The following is a 22,801-nucleotide window of genomic DNA, read 5'->3' on the forward strand; positions in this document are numbered from 1 at the left end:
ACGCCTTGAGCGTTGTGGAAAAGGGTTACTCTGGCTCAGCCACTGCGTGCTAAACGGGCTCGCATATTTCTGCACCACAATAATGCCGTTTTTCATCGATCAACTTATCGTCCTCGAAACGTACGGGGACGATAAATCCTCTCGCGGCCTGAAAAAATCAGGCCTTTTTTACCTTTCCCGCACGTTTATGACGCAAACCAAGGCTCTATCGGATCAGGATAAGATATCCACGCCGCCAGACCTTCGGCCATTTCTTTGTCCGTCAACAGTGCGGCATCCAGACGAGTTCTCAACGCGTGCTCATCCATATCGATACCGATAAACACCAGTTCCTGCCGCGCATCGCCCACGCCATCCACCCAAATGGAACGAATATAATCAAGCGACTCACTATCTGTCGGCCACCTTTCTTTCGGCGCACTGACCCACCATGAACCAGCCAGCCCTTGACGCGCCACGCCTCCAGCCTGAGACCATGATCCAGCATATTCCGGGCGGCTCGCCAACCAGAAATAGCCTTTGGATCTGACAACCCCAGCGAGCGAACTCTCCATGACTTGCGCAAAGCGAGCAGGGTGAAAAGGCCGACGCGCGCGGAACACAAAACTGGCGATACCATATTCCTCAGTTTCAGGCGTATGTTCACCGCGTAGCTCTTTCAGCCATCCAGGAGCTTGTGCTGCTTTGTCGAAATCAAATAATCCCGTATTGAGTACCTCGTTCAACGGCACGGCCCCAAACTCGGCGTGAAGTATTCTCGCGCTCGGATTCAGTGAACGAATAATCGCAACCAGCTTCTGTTGTTGAGCCACATCAATAAGATCGATTTTGTTAAGGATGATCACATCGCAGAATTCGATCTGGTCGATCAACAGATCCACAACACTACGCTCATCCCCCTCTCCTAACGACTCTCCGCGTGAATGGATACTGTCCACCGAAGCATAATCGTTTAAGAAATTATACCCATCGACAACAGTCACCATGGTATCCAGACGAGCCACTTCAGAAAGGCTTTCGCCATCATCACCCGCAAAGGTGAATGTCTCCGCGACAGGAAGCGGCTCCGCGATGCCGGTTGATTCAATAACCAACTGATCAAAACGCCCCTCTTTCGCCAGCCGATTGACTTCGAGCAGGAGATCTTCACGCAGCGTGCAACAGATACAACCGTTGCTCATCTCCACCAGTTTTTCGTCCGTCCGTGACAGCTCAGCGCCGCCCTCCCTCACCAGGGCAGCATCAATATTCACTTCTGACATGTCATTAACGATCACCGCGACGCGTCGGCCATCACGATTATTCAGAATATGGTTAAGCAACGTGGTCTTCCCCGCGCCGAGAAAGCCGGATAGAACGGTTACGGGTAATCTTGCCTCTGATTTCTGTCTAGCTACAACGTCAGCCATATTTCACACTCTCTGATGATTCAAATTCAAGGTCGTTTACGTGTTTACGGTTCCACTTTGGAATGATTTATCACCACAAATGTTTCGTTTTTGAACACCCATAGCGATAATCTTTCCATGCATTTAATGATATGTTATAACATAACAACTCAACCATGAAAATCATTGAGGATTTTGCTTTGTCTAATAATATTAAGAAACTTGCACTGGCTCTGGGAGCCTTCTTCGTAACCTGTCAGGTTGCCGCGCACGGCGATCATTCGCATAGCCATTCTCATGGTCATACTCACGCTCATTCACATGGCGAACCTATGACCGAAATCGAAAAGAAAGCATCCAATGGCGTTTTCAATGACAGCGATGTGAAAGACAGAGCGCTTACCGACTGGGAAGGAATGTGGCAATCGGTCAACCCGATTATGCTATCGGGTGAGATGGACCCTGTTTTTAAAAAGAAGGATGAGCAGGATAAAAGCAAAACATTTGAACAAGTTAAAGATTATTACCGCAAAGGTTACGCCACTGATGTGTCAGAAATAAAAGTCGACAATGGCGTCATGACGTTCCACAAAGAGGGTGAAGTGGCCTCATGCCATTACGACTATTCTGGGTATAAGATACTGACCTATGTATCGGGTAAAAAAGGCGTTCGCTATCTGTTTGAATGTAAAGATGCTCAGTCAAAAGCACCTAAATACGTTCAGTTCAGCGATCACACCATTGCGCCGCGCAAATCCGCCCATTTCCATATTTTTATGGGAAATACGTCGCAAGCAGAGATCCTCAAAGAAATGGACAACTGGCCAACTTACTACCCATATCAGCTCACCAGCGATCAGGTTGTTGATGAGCTGCTGCATCATTAATAGCCGTTGAATTCCCGAACCGGAAGGCATCGCCCATTTTCAGGCTATGCCTTACCGATCTGCCTCCAGAATGAAGCGATTTTCCTGCCCTCCTTTTCTTTCTCCAACCAGACAGCAAGTTCCTAAATTAGAATGTTAAGATAGATGCAGCAAGCGTTTGCCGTATTCGGAAATGTATGCGGTTTGTTGTAAAAGCTAAGCCATTACTTAAGGAGCGAAAAATGGCACGTGGTTCAGCAAGTAAAAGTCATCACACCGTCTCGCCGCTGCTTTCGTCACACGAAATCACGCGTCTTCTTTTACACCCCGTATCGCAGTGTATTTCGGATGAATATCCCTGGGTAAGCAATGATGAAACGTTGATCGATAAACATTTTAAAGGCGTTTGTGCACAGGTTATGCGTCTGACCAATACCCAATCGAGAATCGAATGGAATCATTACGGTTCTGGTTATGCCTCTTTTGTCGACGCCTGGTTTTATAAGAACACGCCGGATTTTGACGTCAAACGTCCGCTTCGCTGTGGTGAAGAACACACCGGGTTAACCGTCTTACTGAGCCGCCTGTCGCCTTACTTCGTTTTTATGGAGAGTGAGAAAAATTGGCACGCGCGCGGAGGGTCTCAGGCGCTTCCAGAACTGGAAATGCTCGATAGGCTGGAGACGCCTGCCGTTATTGCATTGAGCCAGCAGGTTCAATCAGAACTGGAAAAGTGCGGGCTTATTCGCGCTTATAAGGTGCAGTTAACCGCACGACTACCTACTGGAACTCGCGTACCGACGGTACTCACGGATCGCGGTTTTACACAGTTCGATGCCTTGTTCCATTGGGAAGATTGAGTCATTAACGTAGCCAAAGCACGCACCAGCGTAAATTAACATCGCGCTATGTTGTCGATCGAATGAATGCTGTGCGTGCCGCATACAAAATGATTTCCGTATCAGTCTGACGTTATCTCAATCAGATTACCATCAGGGTCGCTGACGATCGCTTCGTAAAATCCGTCCCCCGTCATTCGCGGTTGGGCAACCAGAATGCCGCGTTCCGCCGCTTTGCTGGCTAATGCTTCGACATCCGCTTTGCTCCCGACCGAAATGGCGACGTGCGCCCAGCCGCAGCCTTCTTTATTGGTTAACGCTTCTGCCAGCACCGGCAGCGTCATCAGCTCAATAGATGCGCCTTCACTCAGTTGAACAAAATGTGATTCAAAACCGGGGCGATTCCGGCTCACATACTTTTCCCCCACCTGAGCGGAGAAGAATTCTTGCCAAAATGCCGCCTGCGCGGCCAGATCGGCTGTCCATAACGCCACGTGTGCTACTTTCATCATGATTCCTTATTAGCCGTTGTCTTTTGCTGGTTTTACAAACAAGCGGTTATGACCGCGTTCTATTCAGAATGGCTAACACCTGTTGGTGTAGCTCGGGGTTACCAGTCGCGACTACCGTGCCGCCCGCTTCCGCTCGTTGTCCGTTGAGATCGGTAATGATGCCGCCCGCCTGCTCAATAATCGGGATCAGCGCAATAATGTCGTAGGGCTGCAATGCAAATTCCACGCAGATATCAATCTGGCCTGCTGCCAGCATCGCCATCGCGTAACACTCACCGCCGTAGCGCGTCATGAGCGTGCTTTCTGCCAGATCTGCGAAACAAACCGCAGGGTGCATAGCCAGCGCTTCCGGCGCGGTAGTGTGAAGAATCGCCTGTTCGAGCGACACGCCTTTACGCGTGCTTAAGCGTGTTTCGCCCTGCCGATCGCTGCGCCAGGCCAGTGATCCATCGGCCCAAAAGCGCTCCCCGGTAAACGGCTGGCTCATCATCCCCATCACGGCACGCTCATGATGCAGCAGACCGATGAGCGTTCCCCACACGGGTAGCCCACATAGGAAAGGTCGGGTTCCATCGACGGGATCTAAAACCCAACGCACCGGACCTTCTCCGCTCAGGCCAAATTCTTCTCCCATAATCGCGTGCTCGGGGTAATGCCGCGTGATGTGCTCACGGATGACTCGCTCAGCCTCTCGGTCGGCTTCCGTGACCGGATCAAAGCGAAAGCCCTCTTTTGGCTTCGTATCGATTTGGTTTGCGGTAAGGGAACGAAAACGCGGTAACGTTTCCTGACTCGCCAGCGTGGCGAGTTCATGAAAAAAGGCAATATCGGGAAGCGACTGACTCATGGTTTTTTACCCTCCTATCGCGTTGGCCTGACAGCGTTGTTGAGTACTGACGATGATAAACCACATTGCTCACTATAGCTCGATTATGCGTTATGTTCATAATTAATACGCTCGATTATGCGCAAAAAAGTAAACCACCACCATTCACATTCTTCGCATTTTTTGGAAAAAAATAGCCCCCAGACGTCTCCGTCAGGGGGCTATAGCAGGAATCACCGAGCGGCCTTATTGCCTTTAGCTCAGGTCAGCACCGTTGCTGGCAATCACCTTCTTATACCAGTAGAACGATTTCTTTTTCTTTCTGGCTAATGTGCCTTCGCCTCGGTCATCGCGATCGACATAGATGAAGCCATAGCGTTTGCTCATCTCACCGGTGGACGCGGCAACCAGATCGATACAGCCCCACGAGGTGTAACCAATAACCGGGATACCATCGCCGATAGCGTCCGCCATCGCGCTGATGTGCTCACGCAAATAGCTGATCCGATAGTCATCATCAATCTCGCCCTGCGCGTTAATCTCGTCCTTCGCCCCCAGCCCGTTCTCCACCAAAAACAGCGGTTTCTGATAGCGGTCATACATCATGTTCATGGTGATGCGCAGACCCAGCGGATCGATTCCCCAGCCCCATTCACTTGCCTTGATGTGCGGGTTCTTCAACGACTTCACAATGTTCGCCGCGCTACTGTTGTGCTCGTTCATATCCGCCGAGGCGCAGCGGGAGGCGTAATAGCTGAAGGACACAAAATCTACCGTGTTCTTGAGAATATCATCATCGCCCGGCTCAGAGGCAATCGTGATGCCTTTCTCTTTAAACAACCGACCGGTATACGCCGGATAAGAGCCCCGCGCCTGCACGTCAATAAAGAACAGGTTCTCACGATCTTTATTCAGCGCCGCCCAGACATCTTCCGGTTTGCACGACCACGGATAGAAATTTCCGCCGGCCAGCATACAGCCGACCTGATTGTTCGGGTTAACCTCATGCGCAATTTTCGTCGCCAGTGCGCTCGCCACCAGTTCATGGTGCGCAGCCTGATATTTCACCTGCTCCTGATTTTCCCCTTCGGCAAAGACCAGACCCGCGCCGGAAAACGGGCTATGCAGCAAGATATTGATTTCATTGAACGTCAGCCAATATTTCACTAACCCATCAAAGGCTTCAAAACAGGTTCGAGCGTAACGCGTGAAGAACTCCACCATTTTCCGGTTACGCCATGAACCGTATTCCGTGACCAGATGCATCGGCACATCAAAATGGCACAGCGTCACCAGTGGTTCCATGTTGTACTTCTTGCACTCGGCAAACATGTCGCGATAAAAGGCGATGCCGTCTGCGTTGGGCGTCAGTTCATCCCCGTTCGGATAGAGACGGCTCCAGGCGATAGAGGTACGGAACACCGTAAACCCCATTTCCGCCATCAGCGCGATATCTTCCTTATAGCGATGGTAGAAATCGATCGCCCGGTGGCTGGGATAAAACTCATCCCCACGCAGCGCAAAACGCGGCTCTTGCCCCAGCTTCACCGGTAGACGATTCACGCCGTGGGGAATCATGTCTACCGTCGTCAGCCCTTTGCCGCCTTCAAGGTACGCGCCTTCTGCCTGATTGGCCGCAATCGCGCCCCCCCATAAGAACCCGTTGGGAAATGTTGATGCAGACATACGCTATTCTCCTTCGTACTTCAGCTAATTAGTGCTTAATTTAATTCGTGTTCGTTGCATGCTGCGGCGCGGAAGCCTCATCGTTCTGTACGCGTTTCTCTTCTAGTTTTTCTTCTACCGGAATGTCTTCAAAGCCCAATAGCAAGGTAACGAAGAAGGAAATCACGACGGACAGAATCATGACGCCAAACACCCAGGCAATGCTCATGGGATTGGTCGGATCGAAGAACTGTACGCTAGTGAATAGCCCTGGCGACGCCATTGAATGGCTTGCCAACCCACCGATGCCGGCAACGGCACCACAGATAAAACCGGTGATTAAACAGGCGATCAGCGGACGTTTCAGGCGTAACGCGACGCCGTACAGCGCGGGCTCAGAGATCCCAGCAACAATGGCCGAGGCCGCCGCCGCCAGCGCCGTCTGGCGCAGTTCCGGGTTTTTGGTGCGCCAAGCAACCGCCAGTGAAGAACCGCCAAGCGACAGGTTCGCACCGATTTCAGACGGCATGACCATGCCTTCTTTGCCGGTTTCGGCGATGGTTTGAATGATAGTCGGGGTAAACACGCGGTGCATACCGGTCATTACCAGCAGCGGCCAAATAGCACCCATGATGGCAACGGACAGCCAGCCCAGATAGTCATGCACCGTGTACACCACCGCAGAAATACCGCTACCGATCCAGATCCCAATCGGGCCGATAAGCATGATGGCAATTGGAGAGGCAATCAGCACGATTAACATCGGTTTGAGGAAGTTTTTGGTCACCGCTGGCGTAATGCGGTCTACCCATTTTTCAATGTAAGACAGAATCCAGGTCATACACAGCGCCGGAATCACGGTATAGGTATACTTCACCGCCGTGACCGACAGCCCCATAAATACCACCTGCTGGCCCTGTGCTGCTTTTGCCATCAGATCGATAAACGTCGGATGCACTAACACCCCGGCGATGGCAATTGCCAGCGACATATTGGTTTTGAATTTTACCGCCGCAGACGCCGCCACCATGATCGGCAGGAAGAAGAATGCGCCGTCGCCAATCACGTTCAGAATCGTGATCGTTGACGCCCCTTTCTCAAACAGTCCTGTCATATCGAGGATCATAGCGAGCAACTTCACCATCGAGCCACCGATAATCGCCGGGATAAGCGGCGACATCGTGCCAATCAGCGCATCCAAAATCCCTGCCCCGATGCGTCGCAGCGTAATTTTATTGTTCACCGGTACCGCTTTTTCCGCCGCCGCACTTTCCGGCAGCAGCTTCACCACCTCGGCATAGGCCTGAGAGACAGTGTTGCCGATGATGACCTGACACTGGTTATCATTTTTCACCACACCCAGCACGCCGCTTATCGCCTTCAATTCGGCCACATTCGCCGCATCATTATCTTTCAGCACAAAGCGCAGACGCGTCATACAGTGGGTTACCGCAGCGATGTTAGCAGCACCACCGATGGCATCGACAATCGAACGGGATACAGCCGCATAATTCTTTGACATGGATAGACAATCTCTCGTAATCGCGCACGTTACACCGATTTCAACAAACTGCTCATCGCAAGTTCATTGTTTAGCTAACGAACATTTATTATTTAATTTCATACGGTTATGAAATTATTCATGCCGGTATCCCTGCTCCATGCCACGTGATGAAACGCCGATGGGTAACCGGTTCCACATGATAGTGTTTATATATCAATGTAATTTCAATAATTTTGTTATGAATATTTTTCTTATGTGATCGCGATCGTCATGAATGGCGTGTTACTCCCCTCGATCGCTTCGGTTCTGCACTCATCACCCTGCTACCGGTCCATATCCTAAATAATTCGAGTTTCAGGCAGGCGGCAAGCGAAGGCATCCCGATGAGCTTACTCAGGTAAGTGATTCGGGTGACTAAGCGCAGCCAACGCACATGCAACTTGAAGTATGACGGATATAAAGTGTGTAAAATGATGGGAGTACTCAACGTCTCAGGATGTCCCATGTCAACAATGCAGGAAGTGGCGAAGAAAGCAGGCGTATCAAAAGCGACGGTGTCGCGCGTGCTTTCAGGCAAAGGCTATACCAGTGAAGAAACCAAAACGCTGGTCTATCAGGCTATTGAGGAGACGGGGTATCAGCCAAATTTACTGGCGCGTAATCTGGCGACCAGCAAGTCAGCCTGTATCGGTTTGGTGGTGACGAACACGCTCTATCACGGTAGCTATTTTAACGAACTGCTGTCGCAGGCCGCTAAGAAACTGGAAGACAACGGGCGTCAGCTCATTCTGGTCGACGGTAAACACAGCGCGGATGAAGAACGCGCCGCGATTCAATTCCTGCTCGGTTTACGCTGCGATGCGATTATCATTTACCCTCGTTTTCTCAACGTGGATGAGATGGATGACATCATCGATCAACACAAGCAACCAATCATGGTGGTCAACCGTAAACTGCGTAGACACCAAAGTCACTGCATCTGCTGCGATCACAAAGGTTCCAGCTATAACGCCACACAGCATTTGATCGCACGCGGTCATAAAGACATCGCGTTTATCACCGGCTCGCTGGATTCACCAACCGCTATCGAACGTCTTTCCGGCTATAAAGACGCGCTGACAGCAGCTAACATTGCGGTGCGGGATGAACTGATTGTGAGAGGAAAATGGACGCCGCGCTGTGGTTCGCTCGCCATAAGCACCCTGCGCAATAACCAGATATCGTTCAGCGCGGTTCTCGCCAGTAATGACGATATGGCGATCGGCGCGATAAAAGCGCTGGATGAAGCCGGTGTTGCCGTACCGAACGATGTTTCTGTGGTCGGGTTCGACGATATTCCCACTGCTCCGTTTTTGAAGCCATCACTCTCCAGCGTAAAAGATCCGGTGAGCGATATGATCAACGAAGTGATTAACCGCCTGATCGCGATGCTGGACGGCGGATACTTATCGAAAGATAACCTGTTCTTGTCTGAGCTGCGGGTCAGAGACTCGGTTCAAAACGGGCCGTACAGTAACCTGCCCGTTTGAATCCGCTACGGGGTCATTTCAGACCCCGTTTTTCACGGCAACAAACTTAGAACTGCCACTGCACGCCCACGCTGTAGCGCGTTTGATCGCCATCCCGATGACCGAAACGGCTGCCAATTTCGGAGTACAGATTCAGATTCTCTGCGGCAAGCCACTGCAAACCGACCGTCGCCTTGCCGAAATTTTTATCCTGCTCTCTCACGGCAATACGGCGGTTTGCACCATCAACATGATCTTTTATGGTAAAACTGGAATCGAGTCCATCGGCCAGTTCACGCACCCAGGCCACCGTCGCGTAAGGTTGTAACGACATTGTGTTGCTGAATTCCACGTTGCCACGCACGCGCCAGCCCACACTGGCCTCCAGTGAATCGACATCCTGTTTTTCATACCGAACGCCAGTTCGCAGATTGCCTTTGTCATCAAACGCATTGATGCGATAACGCGCGTAATCCAGCCCTGCAATCGGACCGGTGCGCAGGCCACCCAGCGGGAAGTCATAACCGCCTGTCACGCGGGCACCGATAAACTGCGCTTCGGTATTGCCATCCAGCGTGTTGTTCAACAGAACTGGACCGCCCGCAGATTGCAGATGCACCGAACGGCGTGATTCAATCGCCGCTCGCCCCGCCGTCACTTCGCTGCCCAACCAGGCGGGCCCGCCGTGATTCAGCAAACCATAGACTCCCGCTTGCCAGGTATCGCTTTCAAGGTGTCCATTGCGCTCCAGTTTATCCTTACTACGCAGCAGGCTTAGGCTGCCACCAATCGTGACACCGTCACTTAATTGATAGTCCATTAGCGCATAGGCCATCGCCTGCCGAGAACGCTGCTGCGGTGCGCGGTCAAAGCCCTTTGACGGAATAACATCGCCCTCAATTCCGATCGCCGTATCCAGCGTGCCCGCGCGACGAGTGGTATTTTGCAATAGCAACCAACGCTGATTATGCAAGTCACTCAATGACTGGCGCTGACGCTTCAGGCTCTCTTCCATTGCCTGTTGCATCGCGGCAGCGGAATACGCTGAATGCAGCAAATCAGTATTGGAGATTTCCAGCAGCAGTCGTGTCACCACCCGCGAAACGTCACGCAGGCGCTGGTCGATACGTTCCTGCCCAAGCACGCTGGTCAGAAAGGCTTCGTTATCAACGGTAGGATCATGCCATGTCGCGCCCCCCGGCACCGCGGGGTTCGTGGTTTGTTCATAACCATCCCGATCGCCAATATCCCAGTTGGTGGCCTCCATATAGAGCACGGGAATATCAAACGCTGCATTGAAGCTATCGCCGTCGCTACAACATCCCGTTCCAGCCGGATAACTGGCATTCAACCCCGGATTGGTGAACAGATCGATGCCAAGTTCATTCGCAATACGCAGCGTTTGTTCACGCAGGCTTGCCAGAGCGGGATTTGCCACGCTGTTATCGCCAGCGTGAGCATAAAGTTTATCGCCAGTGATCATACTGTCCATGTTAATCATGGCCTTCAGATCGCCCGCAGTTCCTTGCGCCATCAGATCGTTAACCATCGCGCGCGAACCGCGTAGCCCCTCTTCTTCTGCACCGAAGGCAGCAAAGACCAGCGTTTTTTCCGTCTGGATGCCGCTAAAATTACGCGCCACTTCCGTCAGAATGGCAGCACCGGATGCGTTGTCATCCAACCCTTGTAGCGTTGGCCGCCCAAAGAAGGTATCGAAGTGCGCACCGGTAATGATGTATTCGCTGCTCAACCCAACATTAGAGGCCAGCACGTTTTGTGACGAACGCGTCGCGCCGCCTGCCGTCCAGGAAAAATCCTGCCTGACCGTGCTATAGCCTGGTGCCATACGCTGCGTCATCCAATCCGCCGCACCCGCAAAATTGGCTGTGTCGCGATAGCGACCGGGATAATCATTAATGAGCGAATCCACCGTCTCGCGTGCATAGTCGCCGTAATCATAAGCCCAGACCGGTACACATAAACATGCCATCCCTACCGCAACGGCTACTTGTTTCAACATAAACACCACTCCCTTTCTCGTTATAGACTTTTTCACTATCGAACGCTGTCGTTATCAATAGCAGTGCCAGAGGAACCTAATTCAGGTCATGTCTTTGTTAAAGAAAGGAAAATAGCAGCAATATTCATTCCAAAACCAGGGGGCAGAAGAAAATATGATGAAATGTGTCAAAAAGCAGCAAACTGAAAGGAAATCATCAGAATTATGTAACCCTGATTAATCATAGGGTTAGCCATGAATTGACACCAATAACAGGCAGGGTCGAACGAGAATAAAAAAGTAGTGGAAACACGGCAGGATTGATGGAAATACTTTTACGAGGATATAGCAAGGGCAAAAAGGCAAAACACGCACCGAAAACGATCGTTTACAGCACGCGATTGCCCGTTTTTATCGGAAATTTAAACGTAAACATTAAGCTGGTTATTTGCCGTCGGGCGATTAACCCCATCGGCTATAGGTGGCGTAAAGACGGGACCGCTATTCTCGTACGCTACCCGAGTTCGGGTAGAAGCATCCTGATTAGGATAACCAGACAGCTGCGACGAACGGGAAATGCCTTGGACATAATCAAGTTTGTCAGGCGTAGCGTAATATGACACTGGAGAAACTAGGTTGAGACCAATCATTTTTCTTTCCCCCTATCTATCTCATCTGTCAGTAAAACTTATCTTGCTTATTACTGAGTATAGAACAGTCAAACAGGGGGAATATGTAAGGTTTTGTCTGAAAAAACGCCGCCGATGCAGTACTCATAAAGGGAAAGGTCAGGCCAAAAATCATTCTGATTGACTATCAAACCGTTATTTATTTTTCTCCCACGCGCGCAACCGACCAGCCGCATTTTTATAAGGCGAAGCGGTATTAAACTGAATCATCCTCCCACGCGTCCACTTGCCGTACCAACATTCACCATAGAGTTGTGCATCGCTATAGCGTTCAACCAGCGCGATGAGCGCCAACTGATTCGCGACAAGCAGCGCGACCAGCTCCGCCCAGTCGGTGATATGGGCGTAGTCCCGATAGAATTTTTGCGCCAGCAGGCCAAGTTGATTCCATTTATAACCAGACGCAGGAAAATCGATAGGTTTACCTTGTTCTTCATCCTCATGCCATTTCAGCACCAGATTTCCCCACCCCAGCAAATATGCTACCAGATTGGCGGGGCTCATCTGCGTTCCCTGTGCATGTCCCACCATCTCCGGTGAGAAGGCTCGTTCAGCAGATACTGCATCGATTTTCTTCATTAATAGCGCAAATTGGCTGTTAATTGCCTTGATCAAGGCTTCTTTGCTTTCCGGCTCTGCCATCGCATCACCTCGGTTTTTTGCCCCTGAGAGACCTAGACTACCGCCTGCGATACAGCGCAGTGTTGTTGTTGCTCATGTTTCTCAGCGTTGCGCTAACAGTCGGATCGACGCCTCACGTTCGCGCGGGGACGTCACGGGCGTGTGGATAATGAATTCATCGACCCCAAAGCGCTGGTGATAATGCTTCAGGCGCTGATGTACGTGTTCCGGCGTGCCGTAAAGCACATGCCGCGGCTCTTGCTCAATACGAAAATCCGTCGCCCCCGACTGCCGAACGAAATTGTCTGCCAGTTCCTGACTGCCTACCGTCAGCGGCGGTTTGTTTTCAATATAGACTTTATAATTATGCTGTGTGCTAGCCAGCGCTTCCGCATCTTCATAACGTTCAGCGGCAATCACCGACAGCGACAGCAGCGTCTGGGCGCTGGCTGGTTTCAATTCCCGGTAGCTCAAGAGTGATTCTGTTAACAGTGTTTCGCTGGCATTAATGAACCCCGCGAATACAAAATTCCAGCCTAGCGATGCGGCTAGCTGCGCACTCTCCTGGCTGGCACCCAACAGAAAGCGCTGCGGCTCATGCTCCGGCAGCGGCGTCGCATTCAGGCGTTCGGCGCTATCATCATGGCTGCCGAGAAAATGGTTTAACTGATGTAATTTCTCCGTGAAGGAGACGCGTTCAATCTCGCCAATTTCCTGCTGAAGTGCACGCGTCGCCCGTGGCAATCCGCCTGGTGCTTTGCCGATGCCTAAATCAACACGTCCGCCCGCCAATGCACTGATGACATGGAAATTCTCTGCAACCTTATACGGGCTGTAGTGCTGTAACATCACGCCGCCGGAACCGATGCGCAGCGTTGTCGTGTGCGCTAGCAGCCAGGTGATCAAAACCTCGGGAGACGACCCGGCCAATTCATCGGAATTATGATGCTCGGAAACCCAAAAGCGGTAATAGCCAAGTGCTTCCGCCACTTTCGCCAACGACACGGTTTGCGCCAACGCCTGCGCCACACTCATTCCTTCGGCGATAGGGCTTTGATCTAATAAACTGAGCTTATATCCCACGATGTTTCCTTATTTTAGCGACTATCCGTTAACACTATTCATAGCAATAAATAGGCATAACAAAAAAACAGAATAAGAAGAATGTTGCATAAAAGTGTGAAAAATAAATATCAATAATGAATTTTGTTAGCAGAAATATTCATAATAAATGAATACAAAAAAGCGCCATCATAAAAAGACATGAAATATAACCAGACGGTATTTATCCATTGAGTGGCTATCGGCTACCTTTACCATGTTTACGTTTTGTTAAGGAGGTGTATTGATATGGCTGAATCTATCCCCTGTTGTGATACGTCATTTGAGCAACAGTTAATTAACTGGCGACGGCACTTACATCAGTACCCGGAATTATCCAATCAGGAACACCAAACCACCGCGCACATTACCCGCTGGCTACAAGAGAAAGACATCCGTCTGTTACCTCTGGCGTTAACCACAGGCGTCGTTGCCGAAATGGGTCACGGCAGCGGCCCAACCATTGCGCTGCGTGCCGATATTGATGCATTACCCATTGAAGAACAGGTTGATGTCGATTTTCGCTCCCAGCATGCTGGCGTTATGCATGCCTGTGGCCACGATTTCCATACCGCCGTCATGCTCGGTGCTGCTTGCCTGCTGAAAAAACGTGAGCATGTCTTACCGGGTAAAGTCAGGTTATTTTTCCAACCGGCAGAGGAAGTGTCTACCGGTGCCAAACAGTTTATCCGTGCCGGAGCACTCGCCGATGTTGCCGCCGTTTTCGGCCTGCACAATGCGCCAGAGCTTCCTGCGGGGATGTTCGCCACACGCAGCGGCCCGTTTTATGCCAATGTGGATCGCTTCGCTATTCACATTACAGGCAAAGGGGCGCACGCGGCCAAGCCGGAACAGGGTATCGACAGCATTGTCACCGCCTGCAATATCGTCAATGCGCTGCAAACCCTCCCCAGCCGCAGCTTTAGTTCGCTGGAATCGCTGGTGATCAGCGTCACGCGTATTCAGGGCGGTAACACCTGGAACGTACTGCCGCAAACGGTAGAGCTGGAAGGGACCGTACGCACCTACAATGCCGCGATCCGCGCGGAAATACCGGAGCGAATTGAACAACTGATTGGTGGTATTGCCCTTGCGCTGGGCGCCAAAGCGGAACTGAAGTGGTATCCCGGCCCGCCTGCTGTCGTGAACACCAGCGAATGGGCAGACTTCAGCAAGCAAATTGCCCGAGACGCAGGCTATCAGGTAGAAAACGCCGAACTGCAAATGAGCGGCGAGGATTTTGCCCTTTACCTTCAGGACGTGCCGGGCACGTTCGTCAGCATTGGCTCAAACAGCGAATTTGGTCTGCACCACCCTCAGTTCAACCCAGATGAAAGTGCTATTGCGCCGGCATCACGCTACTTTGCACAGTTAGCGGAAGCCGCACTGCATCGCCTGCGTACCACGAAAAGCACCGTTCCACAGGCGGTACTGTCTCCATCGTAATATTTTGATCTGCAAATATAATCACCTCCGCCCAGTCGATTGGGGGGAGGTGTAGTGGTTACATAAATCCGATATTAGGAGAGACACGGGGATGAGGTTCCCGCAGGGACGCCTCACCCCGTGGTTGCTCCGGGTATCTCGATCGTCAAACGATCGGAGTTAGAAAGAAAGCGATACTCATTAACCACGAACCACATGATAACCACGGGAAAAATACACCAGACCATCAGTACTTTCGCCCTGCTTAATCGCTAACACTCGGCAAATAAAGATATCGTGTGTCGCCGCACTCACCACTTCCTCAACCCGGCAGTCAAATGCAACCAAAGCATCCTGCAATACGGGTGAACCCGTGTGTAACACGTCCCATTCCGCCGCCGCAAACCGTTCTTCCGTCGATGATCGACTCCCAAACAGCGACGACAGCGCTTCATGATCTGCCGTTAGCGTATTAACGCACAAATGTTCATTCGCCTGAAACGTGGGATACACCGATGAACCACGATTCAGACACACCAGCAGCGTGCCGGGCGTGTCGCTGACGCTGGACACGGCAGATGCCGTAAATCCGGCCTTACCGGCCGGGCCATCCGTCGTAACGATATTAACCGCTGCGCTCAATTTTGCCATTGCGTCACGAAACGCCTGCTGGTCAACGGCGGTCACCGCCGCAGAGGGAACGGCGTCATTCGCTGTTGCGCGTCGTTCAACTGTCAAATCAGACATCAAATTTTATCCTTTAGATACGGCGAGACACATAGCCATTAACATCATACTAACAAAACAAGCCGCGCCATCATCTGAAATTTTTGAATTTCATTATACATTTTTGTTGTTTTACATCATACCTCGCCTCATCAATAGTGAAAACACGCTATTAACGTCCTATTAACCTTTCATTGAATACGTGAATACCTATTGATGGCTTATCGATTGATAGCCGGTTTATTGATGGATTGTTTTCACTTTCATGGAAGTGTGTTCAATTAATAAAAGGTTTCGAATAATGAGTGAAAAACAAATATCATCAAAACGGCAATTAAGACTGGGTTTAATATTACAAGGTGCGGCGGGAAATATGTCCGCATGGCGACATAAAAACGTCGTACCAGACGCCAGTATTAATTTTGGCTTTGTTCTGGATGCGGTAAAAAAAGCCGAACAGGGTAAATTCGACTTTGTCTTCGTGGCTGATGGATTGTATATCAATGAAAAATCCATCCCCCACTTTCTCAACCGGTTCGAGCCGTTAACGCTGCTCTCCGCATTGGCTACCGTCACCAGCCATATTGGCCTGGTCGGCACACTGTCAACATCGTATTCCGAGCCCTTTACCACCGCCCGACAGTTTTCCAGCCTCGACCATCTGAGCAATGGCCGCGCAGGGTGGAACGTGGTGACATCACCGCTGGAAGGCTCAGCGAAAAATTTTTCCCGCGCACAGCACCCGGAACATGCACTGCGCTACCGCATTGCCGATGAATTTCTTCAGGTGGCGAAAGGCCTGTGGGATTCCTGGGAAGACGACGCCTTTATTCGTGACAAAGCCAGCGGGCAGTTCTTCGATCCTGAGAAGTTACACACGCTGAATCATCAGGGGGAATTCTTCTCGGTACAAGGGCCGCTGAATATTGGCCGATCCGCGCAGGGTCGCCCGATTGTATTTCAGGCGGGTGCGTCTGAAGACGGCCAAAAACTGGCCGCCAAACACGCCGATGCCATCTTCACCCACCAACACACGCTGGAAGACTCACAGCGCTATTACCGCGAAGTGAAGCAGAAGCTGGAAGAAAACGGTCGCCGCGCCGATCAACTGCACGTATTCCAAGGCGTCAGCGTCATTGTCGGCAACGATGCAGAAGACGTAGAGCGCCAGTATCAGGAAACGGCACAGCTAGTGACAATTGAAGATGCCCTCAATTATCTGGGGCGCTACTTTGAGCACTACGACTTCTCGCAGCATCCGCTGGATGCGCCCTTCCCCGATATCGGCGATCTGGGGAAAAACAGCTTCCGCAGCACTACCGACGAAATCAAACGCAACGCGCAGGAAAAAGGCTTAACGCTGCGTCAGGTTGCACTGGAAGCCGCATCACCGCGTCCGGTCTTCAGCGGTACACCTGAGCAGGTGGCAGATGGTTTACAGCGCTGGTTTGAAAATGGTGCAGCAGACGGCTTCATTATTCAGGGTGGCACGCCGGATACGCTCAATCACTTTGTCGATCGCGTCGTTCCTCTGCTGCAACAGCGTGGCCTGTTCCGCCAGGAGTATGCCGGCTATACGCTACGGGAAAATCTGGCGCTGGACTATCCGGTGAATCAATTCACGCGCTAATTCGCGCTACAGGAGATTTACCGTGAAACGTTCCCCTTTTATTACCGCGACAAATCTGGCAACGCTGCTTAGCGCCACGCTGGCAATAAGTGCGCAGGCGCAAGACACGGGATTCGTCAGCCGTATCGATCTCAAGGCCAACCAGATTCCCATTCGCACGGGGAAAAATGCCGAGGCTATTGCGCAGATTCCGGCTCATTTCAAATTTGTGACGCCGGGTAAATTGACCGTTACCGTCTCATCGCTCAGTTCACCGCCGCTCTCGTTGCTGGCTGACGACAACAAAACGATTGTCGGCAGCGACGCCGACATCGCACGACTGGTGGCGGACAGTCTCGGGCTCGAACTAAAGCTGGTTCCTGCTTCTTGGGAGGACTGGCCGCTGGGTATCACGGCGGGGAAATACGATGCCGCTATTTTTAATATTGCCGTGACAAAACCGCGCAAAGAAAAGTTCGATTTCGCTACCTACCGCATTGATACATTGGGTTTTTATGTGAAATCGACCAGCAAAATTACTGCAATCAATAAGCCGGAAGACGTGGCGGGCCTGAAGGTGATTGTTGGTTCCGGTACCAATCAGGAAAACATTTTGCTGGGGTGGGATCGACAAAACCGTGCCAACGGTCTTCCCCCTGTGCAACCGGTCTACGTCACCGACGATGCCGCCGCCAACCTGAGCATTCAGTCTGGGCGCGTCGATGCGTTTTTCGGTCCACATTCCATCGGAGCCTATAAAGCAGCGCTGACAGGCAAGACGCGCATGGTAGGAAAAGGTCCGACTGTCGCTCATGTCGCCGTCACCACGCAGAAAGGCAATGGTTTGGCGCAGGCAATCAGCACCGCCATCAATGGCACGATCCACAACGGTAGCTATGCACAGGTACTGGATCGCTGGGGTGAAGACGATGAAAAGGTCACGCAGTCCGTGGTAAATCCGCCAGGTATCGGTGATTAAGTAACGGTAATCAACCCAAAAAGTGACAGTGTCACCATTATAAATAATAACCTGCAAGGGAAAAAGAGATGCAAAAAGAGATCACCCACATCACCGCACAGTCGGTCGCAACACCTCGCGTGCGCCCATCACTTTTGACAACGCTACTGGCAGGATCGCTACTGCTCGGCACGCTGTCCGCAACCGGCGTACAGGCCGCCATCGACCTGAAAGCCAATCAGCAGCCAATCCATGCACCGAAAAATGCAGAGGCCATCACGCAGATTCCAGCCGACTTTAAGTTTGTTACGCCGGGCAAGTTCACCGTCGCCATTGCCGCGTTGGGATCATCACCGCCGTTGGCCTTTTTGGCTGACGACAACAAAACCGTGGTGGGCAGCGAGCCGGATATCGCCCGACTGGTGGCAGACAGCCTTGGGCTGGAGCTGAACATTGTGCCCACCTCGTGGGAAGACTGGCCGCTCGGTGTAGCCTCCGGTAAATATGACGCCGCCATCATCAACATTACGGTCACCAAAGAGCGTAAAGAAAAGTTCGATTTCGCCACTTACCGCATCGATTCACTCGGTTTCTATGTGAAATCCACCAGTAAAATTCAATCCATCAAGGAAGCGAAAGACATCGCTGGGCTGAAGATTATCGTCGGTTCAGGCACTAATCAGGAAGCCGTCCTGCTGGCATGGGATAAACAAAATCGCGCCAACGGCCTGCCCGCCTTTCAGCCGATCTATGTCACGGACGATGCCGCCGCCAACCTCAGCCTGCAATCCGGCCGTTCTGATGCCTATTTTGGTCCAAACGTGGTGGGTGCCTACAAGGCAGAGCTGACAGGCAAAGTTAAACATGTGGGTACGGTAAACGGCGGTTACCCCGACGTCGCACATATCGCAGTCACCACGCGCAAAGGCAGCGGATTGGTACAGCCGATTAATACCGCGTTGAACGGCGTGATTAAAAGCGGCGAATACGATCGGGTGCTGAGCCGTTGGGGAGAGAGTATTGAGCGTATTGACCGTTCAGAAATCAATCCACCTGGTCTGGGCGATTAATCCCGTCCTATGGCTATCGGGATACCGATAGCCCGTAATACGCTAATGAATCAGGAGCACTTATGTCCGACGACATCTTCATCATTACCCAGCCCGAAGACCCTATTGTGGCCCCCATTATCGACGGTCTGTTCGCGGAATATGCACAGCGTTATGGCGATTTTTTTGGTGAACGGGAAAGCGATCCACCGGGAATCTACCAACAGCCGCACGGCATTTTTATTGCGCTGCTGCGTCAAGGTGTCCCCATTGCTACCGGCGCATTTAAACGCTACGACAGCACCACCGCTGAGATTAAACGGGTATGGACGGATAATTCGCTGCGCCGTCAGGGGTTAGCAGGGAAAGTGATGCAAGAGCTGGAGCAGCATGCCCGGCGACTAGGCTATCAGCATTTTTTCCTGACGACGGGCTTCCGTCAGCCTGAAGCGGTGCGCTTATACCTGAGCCACGGTTATACCCCTCAGTTCGATACCACCGTCGATCCAGCGACTTACAGCATTCCGCCTTACGATGGGCGTTTACCGTTTAAGAAAGCGCTGTTTGAAATAGCAACGCCACAGGCCGCGTGGCAAACGGAAGTCGAGATGATCAACCGCCATTTGAAAGTGTGTTGATCCTTACGCACCGCTAATAACGCAATGGATTAACCACAAAACGACATTTTTCAGCATCACCTTCAAATGGTATCGATCATGACGCAATCTCTACAAACGTCTTCTCAACAGCCACCGCTGAGTCAGGCACAGGAACCGCCATTAAACATTGTTCCCGCGCGTTACCCTTTCCGCTTTGCCGGTGCGCTGTTTTCGCTGTTTATTTTTGCCGGGATTATTCAATCCATCGCGCTGAACCCACGTTGGGAGTGGGCAGTCTTTGCCGAGTGGTTTTTTAATCCGGTAATCCTTACCGGATTAGGGCAAACGCTGCTGCTGACCGCGCTTGGCACATTATTCAGCATTATTTTCGGCACCGCGCTGGCGCTGGCTCGCCTTTCGCCGTCGTACCTGCTTTCCACGCTGTCATGGCTGTATATCTGGCTCTTTCGGTCACTCCCGCTGATTCTGGTGTTGATCATCCTGTACAACTTCTCTTATCTCTATGACGAATTGGCGTTAGGCATTCCGTTCACCTCCGTCGTATTTCTGCGCTATCCGACGATTGACCTACTGGATCAATTTTCCGTCGCCGTGCTTGGCCTGACGCTAGTGCAATCTGCGTATACGGCGGAAATTATTCGCGGCGGTATTCTCGGCGTGGACGCGGGCCAGTTTGAAGCCTCTGCGGCACTCGGTCTGCCCGGTGGTCGCCGCACGGTGCGCATCATTCTGCCGCAGGCGCTACGTTCCATTCTGCCCACCGGCTTCAACGAAATCATCAGTCTGGCGAAAGGCACTTCGATCGTTTACGTACTGGCGCTACCGGAGCTGTTTTACACCGTTCAGGTCATCTACAACCGTACACAACAGGTTATTCCGTTGCTGATGGTCGCTACCATCTGGTATCTGCTGATTACCACTGTGCTCTCCATCGTCCAATACTACGTAGAACGCTATGTGTCCCGCGGTGCCGTGCGCGAAATGCCGCCTACACCGCGCCAGAGGTTCGTCCGTTTCCTGACGCGCAAACGCGCACGTTCACTCACCTGATTTTGGAGATTCACCATGTCTGAAGCTATCGACTATTTTGCTCACGCCCGAACCACTACGCAGCCACAGGCAGAAAGCGCGCGTGGGCTGCTCGAGATCCGCAATGTGGCAAAACATTTTGGTCAACATAAAGCGCTGGAGGATATCAATCTGACGCTGGCACCCGGCTCGGTCACGGTAATCCTTGGCCCATCCGGTTCGGGGAAATCCACGCTGCTGCGCACGATTAACCATCTTGAGCGCGTGGATCAAGGCTTTATCCGTATCGACGGCGACTACATCGGCTATCGCCGCAAAGGGAATACACTCTACGAATTGAAAGAAAAGGACGTGTTACGCCAGCGTATCAACGTCGGCTATGTATTCCAGAATTTCAATCTGTTCCCCCATCTTTCGGTGTTGGAAAACATCATTGAAGCCCCGCTGGCGCATCGGCTCTATTCCCGGCAGGAAGCCGAAGATGTCGCCTTTACTCTGCTAGAGAGTGTTGGACTTCGTCACAAAGCACACTCTTATCCACGCCACCTTTCCGGTGGTCAGCAGCAGCGCGTCGCCATCGCCCGCGCGCTGGCACTTAAGCCGAAAGTGATGCTGTTTGATGAACCGACGTCCGCCCTCGATCCCGAGCTGGTCGGCGAGGTGTTGGATGTCATCAAATCACTTGCCCGCTCCGGCGTGACGCTGGTTGTCGTCACACATGAAATCGGCTTTGCGCGTGAAGTCGCCGATCGCGTGGTATTCATGGTCGATGGCAAAATCGTCGAAAGCGGTGATTCCTGGCAGGTGCTAAACCATCCCCGCCACCCGCGCACCATCAATTTTTTGAATAAGGTGTTGTGAGAAAGCGCATTGAGCCAGATGTCTCCCTTCTGGCTCTATTTCACGCGTTGGCCCGCTTCATCAGTGACTTCTTCACCATCTTCTTTCGTGAATGCACCTCGTTGCGGATCGGGAAGAATATCCAGCACCTGCTCTGATGGACGACATAGTCGGGTTCCCAGCGGAGTAACGACAATCGGACGGTTTATCAGGATCGGATGTTGCAACATGAAATCAATGAGCTGTTCGTCAGTAAATCTTTCTTCAGCAAGCCCCAGTTGTGTGTAAGGTTCTACGTTCTTGCGCAGCAAGGCACGAACCGTCATTCCCATGTCGCCAATGAGCGTCACCAGTTCATCACGTGAAGGCGGCGTATCAAGATAGTAAATCACCGTGGGTTCTGCGCCGCTATTACGGATCATCTCCAGCGTATTACGCGAGGTACCGCAGTCGGGGTTGTGGTAGATACTAATTGTGTTCATATCGATATCTCATAGCAACGTAACAGTGAGACGGAAAGTCACGCCTGTGGCTAGAAAAGATAACTGACGATACGTCGAATATACAGATAGCAGAGTATATATTTGAGCAGAAGAGAGAAGAAACGGTGGTTTCTGCACAGCAATACTCGCGTCGAAAGCATGCTGCTTATAGCGTAGGCACTATCATTTCGGGCGTGTTAACAACGCGGTGTTCATGTCTGTCCGTACACGCCCACTTCAACGCAATTTTCTACGTTGAAGTTACGAGACATCACTATAAACCCGCCTGACAAAATAAGTCGCAACACCATCGTGAATTCTGATGTGCTGATGTGCTGATGTGCTGATGTGCTGATGTTTGCAAGGATACACGTTCTACAGCAAAGTACATTTTCCTGACAAGCTTTGAATGTGGCTGTTATATCCAATAAAGCACCCATTTGTTGAATAATAATTTCCCAAAAAATAAAATTTTAGAAAAAACATAATCAGAGAATTATATTTAAAAAAATCATTAATTAATAGGTTAAATCATTGAGGATTTT

General features: G+C 51.4%; 20 protein-coding genes. 10 read left to right on the forward strand and 10 right to left on the reverse strand.

The window, feature by feature from the left end:
• Positions 1–185 precede the first annotated feature (185 nt).
• Entirely contained in the window at positions 186–1,409 is a 1,224-nt protein-coding gene (gene zigA, locus E2566_RS11110; protein ID WP_107169556.1) for a zinc metallochaperone GTPase ZigA, read from the reverse strand.
• A gap of 155 nt (positions 1,410–1,564) precedes the next feature.
• On the opposite strand from zigA, the gene zinT reads away from it, so the two are divergent.
• On the forward strand, positions 1,565–2,275 hold the full coding sequence (gene zinT, locus E2566_RS11115) for a metal-binding protein ZinT (RefSeq protein ID WP_107169557.1): 711 nt from the start codon (positions 1,565–1,567) through the stop codon (positions 2,273–2,275).
• A 221-nt stretch (positions 2,276–2,496) separates the two neighbouring features.
• Positions 2,497–3,114 (forward strand): hypothetical protein, encoded by a 618-nt coding sequence (locus tag E2566_RS11120; RefSeq protein WP_107169558.1) that lies wholly within the window; start codon positions 2,497–2,499, stop codon positions 3,112–3,114.
• A 101-nt stretch (positions 3,115–3,215) separates the two neighbouring features.
• Here E2566_RS11120 and E2566_RS11125 read toward each other — a convergent pair whose 3' ends face one another.
• From E2566_RS11125 to ascF, 4 genes are all read right to left on the reverse strand, one after another.
• Positions 3,216–3,602, reverse strand: a complete 387-nt coding sequence (locus tag E2566_RS11125) for a VOC family protein (protein WP_014915486.1) — start codon at positions 3,600–3,602, stop codon at positions 3,216–3,218.
• A 49-nt stretch (positions 3,603–3,651) separates the two neighbouring features.
• Positions 3,652–4,452 carry a histidinol-phosphatase gene (hisN, locus tag E2566_RS11130; RefSeq protein ID WP_107169559.1) on the reverse strand — a complete coding sequence of 267 codons (801 nt, stop codon included), beginning with the start codon at positions 4,450–4,452 and terminating at the stop codon, positions 3,652–3,654.
• A 234-nt stretch (positions 4,453–4,686) separates the two neighbouring features.
• A complete protein-coding gene (locus tag E2566_RS11135) occupies positions 4,687–6,117 on the reverse strand; it encodes a 6-phospho-beta-glucosidase (protein WP_107169560.1) in 1,431 nt (476 codons plus the stop codon).
• A gap of 40 nt (positions 6,118–6,157) precedes the next feature.
• A complete protein-coding gene (gene ascF / locus E2566_RS11140) occupies positions 6,158–7,618 on the reverse strand; it encodes a PTS cellobiose/arbutin/salicin transporter subunit IIBC (RefSeq protein WP_107169561.1) in 1,461 nt (486 codons plus the stop codon).
• A gap of 485 nt (positions 7,619–8,103) precedes the next feature.
• On the opposite strand from ascF, the gene E2566_RS11145 reads away from it, so the two are divergent.
• A complete protein-coding gene (locus tag E2566_RS11145; protein WP_107169562.1) occupies positions 8,104–9,129 on the forward strand; it encodes a LacI family DNA-binding transcriptional regulator in 1,026 nt (341 codons plus the stop codon).
• Positions 9,130–9,175: 46 nt separating this feature from the next.
• Here E2566_RS11145 and E2566_RS11150 read toward each other — a convergent pair whose 3' ends face one another.
• The 3 genes from E2566_RS11150 to E2566_RS11160 form a co-directional block, all read right to left on the reverse strand.
• Positions 9,176–11,128, reverse strand: coding sequence for an autotransporter domain-containing protein (locus E2566_RS11150; protein WP_107169563.1), 1,953 nt, complete (start codon positions 11,126–11,128; stop codon positions 9,176–9,178).
• Between the two features lie 803 nt (positions 11,129–11,931).
• Complete coding sequence (locus E2566_RS11155) at positions 11,932–12,438, reverse strand: ClbS/DfsB family four-helix bundle protein (protein ID WP_107169565.1); 507 nt, start codon at positions 12,436–12,438, stop codon at positions 11,932–11,934.
• A gap of 81 nt (positions 12,439–12,519) precedes the next feature.
• Positions 12,520–13,500 carry an LLM class flavin-dependent oxidoreductase gene (locus E2566_RS11160; protein WP_107169566.1) on the reverse strand — a complete coding sequence of 327 codons (981 nt, stop codon included), beginning with the start codon at positions 13,498–13,500 and terminating at the stop codon, positions 12,520–12,522.
• A gap of 267 nt (positions 13,501–13,767) precedes the next feature.
• On the opposite strand from E2566_RS11160, the gene E2566_RS11165 reads away from it, so the two are divergent.
• The gene (locus E2566_RS11165) at positions 13,768–14,964 is read left to right on the forward strand and encodes a M20 peptidase aminoacylase family protein (protein ID WP_107169567.1); all 1,197 of its coding nucleotides are present in this window, start codon (positions 13,768–13,770) and stop codon (positions 14,962–14,964) included.
• 180 nt (positions 14,965–15,144) lie between these two features.
• Here the strand turns inward: E2566_RS11165 and E2566_RS11170 are convergent, their stop codons facing one another.
• Entirely contained in the window at positions 15,145–15,690 is a 546-nt protein-coding gene (locus E2566_RS11170) for a flavin reductase (protein WP_107169568.1), read from the reverse strand.
• A gap of 280 nt (positions 15,691–15,970) precedes the next feature.
• Between E2566_RS11170 and E2566_RS11175 the strand changes: the two genes are divergently transcribed.
• The 6 genes from E2566_RS11175 (at position 15,971) to E2566_RS11200 (ending at position 21,795) form a co-directional block, all read left to right on the forward strand.
• Entirely contained in the window at positions 15,971–17,299 is a 1,329-nt protein-coding gene (locus tag E2566_RS11175; protein ID WP_107169569.1) for an LLM class flavin-dependent oxidoreductase, read from the forward strand.
• 22 nt (positions 17,300–17,321) lie between these two features.
• Positions 17,322–18,257, forward strand: a complete 936-nt coding sequence (locus E2566_RS11180; RefSeq protein WP_107169570.1) for a transporter substrate-binding domain-containing protein — start codon at positions 17,322–17,324, stop codon at positions 18,255–18,257.
• 68 nt (positions 18,258–18,325) lie between these two features.
• A complete protein-coding gene (locus E2566_RS11185; RefSeq protein ID WP_107169571.1) occupies positions 18,326–19,306 on the forward strand; it encodes an ABC transporter substrate-binding protein in 981 nt (326 codons plus the stop codon).
• Between the two features lie 62 nt (positions 19,307–19,368).
• Positions 19,369–19,923, forward strand: coding sequence for a GNAT family N-acetyltransferase (locus E2566_RS11190; protein ID WP_107169572.1), 555 nt, complete (start codon positions 19,369–19,371; stop codon positions 19,921–19,923).
• A 78-nt stretch (positions 19,924–20,001) separates the two neighbouring features.
• Positions 20,002–20,955 (forward strand): amino acid ABC transporter permease, encoded by a 954-nt coding sequence (locus E2566_RS11195; RefSeq protein WP_107169573.1) that lies wholly within the window; start codon positions 20,002–20,004, stop codon positions 20,953–20,955.
• Positions 20,956–20,970: 15 nt separating this feature from the next.
• Positions 20,971–21,795: an amino acid ABC transporter ATP-binding protein gene (locus E2566_RS11200; RefSeq protein WP_107169574.1), complete on the forward strand. Its 825-nt coding sequence runs from the start codon at positions 20,971–20,973 to the stop codon at positions 21,793–21,795.
• 35 nt (positions 21,796–21,830) lie between these two features.
• Here the strand turns inward: E2566_RS11200 and arsC are convergent, their stop codons facing one another.
• Entirely contained in the window at positions 21,831–22,256 is a 426-nt protein-coding gene (gene arsC / locus E2566_RS11205; protein ID WP_107169575.1) for a glutaredoxin-dependent arsenate reductase, read from the reverse strand.
• Positions 22,257–22,801 lie beyond the last annotated feature (545 nt).

This window comes from Pectobacterium punjabense, from assembly GCF_012427845.1.
GTDB lineage: Bacteria > Pseudomonadota > Gammaproteobacteria > Enterobacterales > Enterobacteriaceae > Pectobacterium > Pectobacterium punjabense.

Coding starts and splice junctions, on each gene's coding strand:
- E2566_RS11155 (WP_107169565.1), bottom strand. CDS start 12,438: ATGGCAGAGCCGGAAAGCAAAGAAGCCTTGATCAAGGCAATTAACAGC.
- E2566_RS11120 (WP_107169558.1), top strand. CDS start 2,497: ATGGCACGTGGTTCAGCAAGTAAAAGTCATCACACCGTCTCGCCGCTG.
- ascF (WP_107169561.1), bottom strand. CDS start 7,618: ATGTCAAAGAATTATGCGGCTGTATCCCGTTCGATTGTCGATGCCATC.
- E2566_RS11125 (WP_014915486.1), bottom strand. CDS start 3,602: ATGAAAGTAGCACACGTGGCGTTATGGACAGCCGATCTGGCCGCGCAG.
- E2566_RS11165 (WP_107169567.1), top strand. CDS start 13,768: ATGGCTGAATCTATCCCCTGTTGTGATACGTCATTTGAGCAACAGTTA.
- E2566_RS11175 (WP_107169569.1), top strand. CDS start 15,971: ATGAGTGAAAAACAAATATCATCAAAACGGCAATTAAGACTGGGTTTA.
- E2566_RS11170 (WP_107169568.1), bottom strand. CDS start 15,690: ATGTCTGATTTGACAGTTGAACGACGCGCAACAGCGAATGACGCCGTT.
- E2566_RS11195 (WP_107169573.1), top strand. CDS start 20,002: ATGACGCAATCTCTACAAACGTCTTCTCAACAGCCACCGCTGAGTCAG.
- E2566_RS11200 (WP_107169574.1), top strand. CDS start 20,971: ATGTCTGAAGCTATCGACTATTTTGCTCACGCCCGAACCACTACGCAG.
- hisN (WP_107169559.1), bottom strand. CDS start 4,452: ATGAGTCAGTCGCTTCCCGATATTGCCTTTTTTCATGAACTCGCCACG.
- E2566_RS11185 (WP_107169571.1), top strand. CDS start 18,326: ATGCAAAAAGAGATCACCCACATCACCGCACAGTCGGTCGCAACACCT.
- arsC (WP_107169575.1), bottom strand. CDS start 22,256: ATGAACACAATTAGTATCTACCACAACCCCGACTGCGGTACCTCGCGT.
- E2566_RS11190 (WP_107169572.1), top strand. CDS start 19,369: ATGTCCGACGACATCTTCATCATTACCCAGCCCGAAGACCCTATTGTG.
- zigA (WP_107169556.1), bottom strand. CDS start 1,409: ATGGCTGACGTTGTAGCTAGACAGAAATCAGAGGCAAGATTACCCGTA.
- E2566_RS11145 (WP_107169562.1), top strand. CDS start 8,104: ATGTCAACAATGCAGGAAGTGGCGAAGAAAGCAGGCGTATCAAAAGCG.
- E2566_RS11150 (WP_107169563.1), bottom strand. CDS start 11,128: ATGTTGAAACAAGTAGCCGTTGCGGTAGGGATGGCATGTTTATGTGTA.
- E2566_RS11135 (WP_107169560.1), bottom strand. CDS start 6,117: ATGTCTGCATCAACATTTCCCAACGGGTTCTTATGGGGGGGCGCGATT.
- zinT (WP_107169557.1), top strand. CDS start 1,565: ATGAAAATCATTGAGGATTTTGCTTTGTCTAATAATATTAAGAAACTT.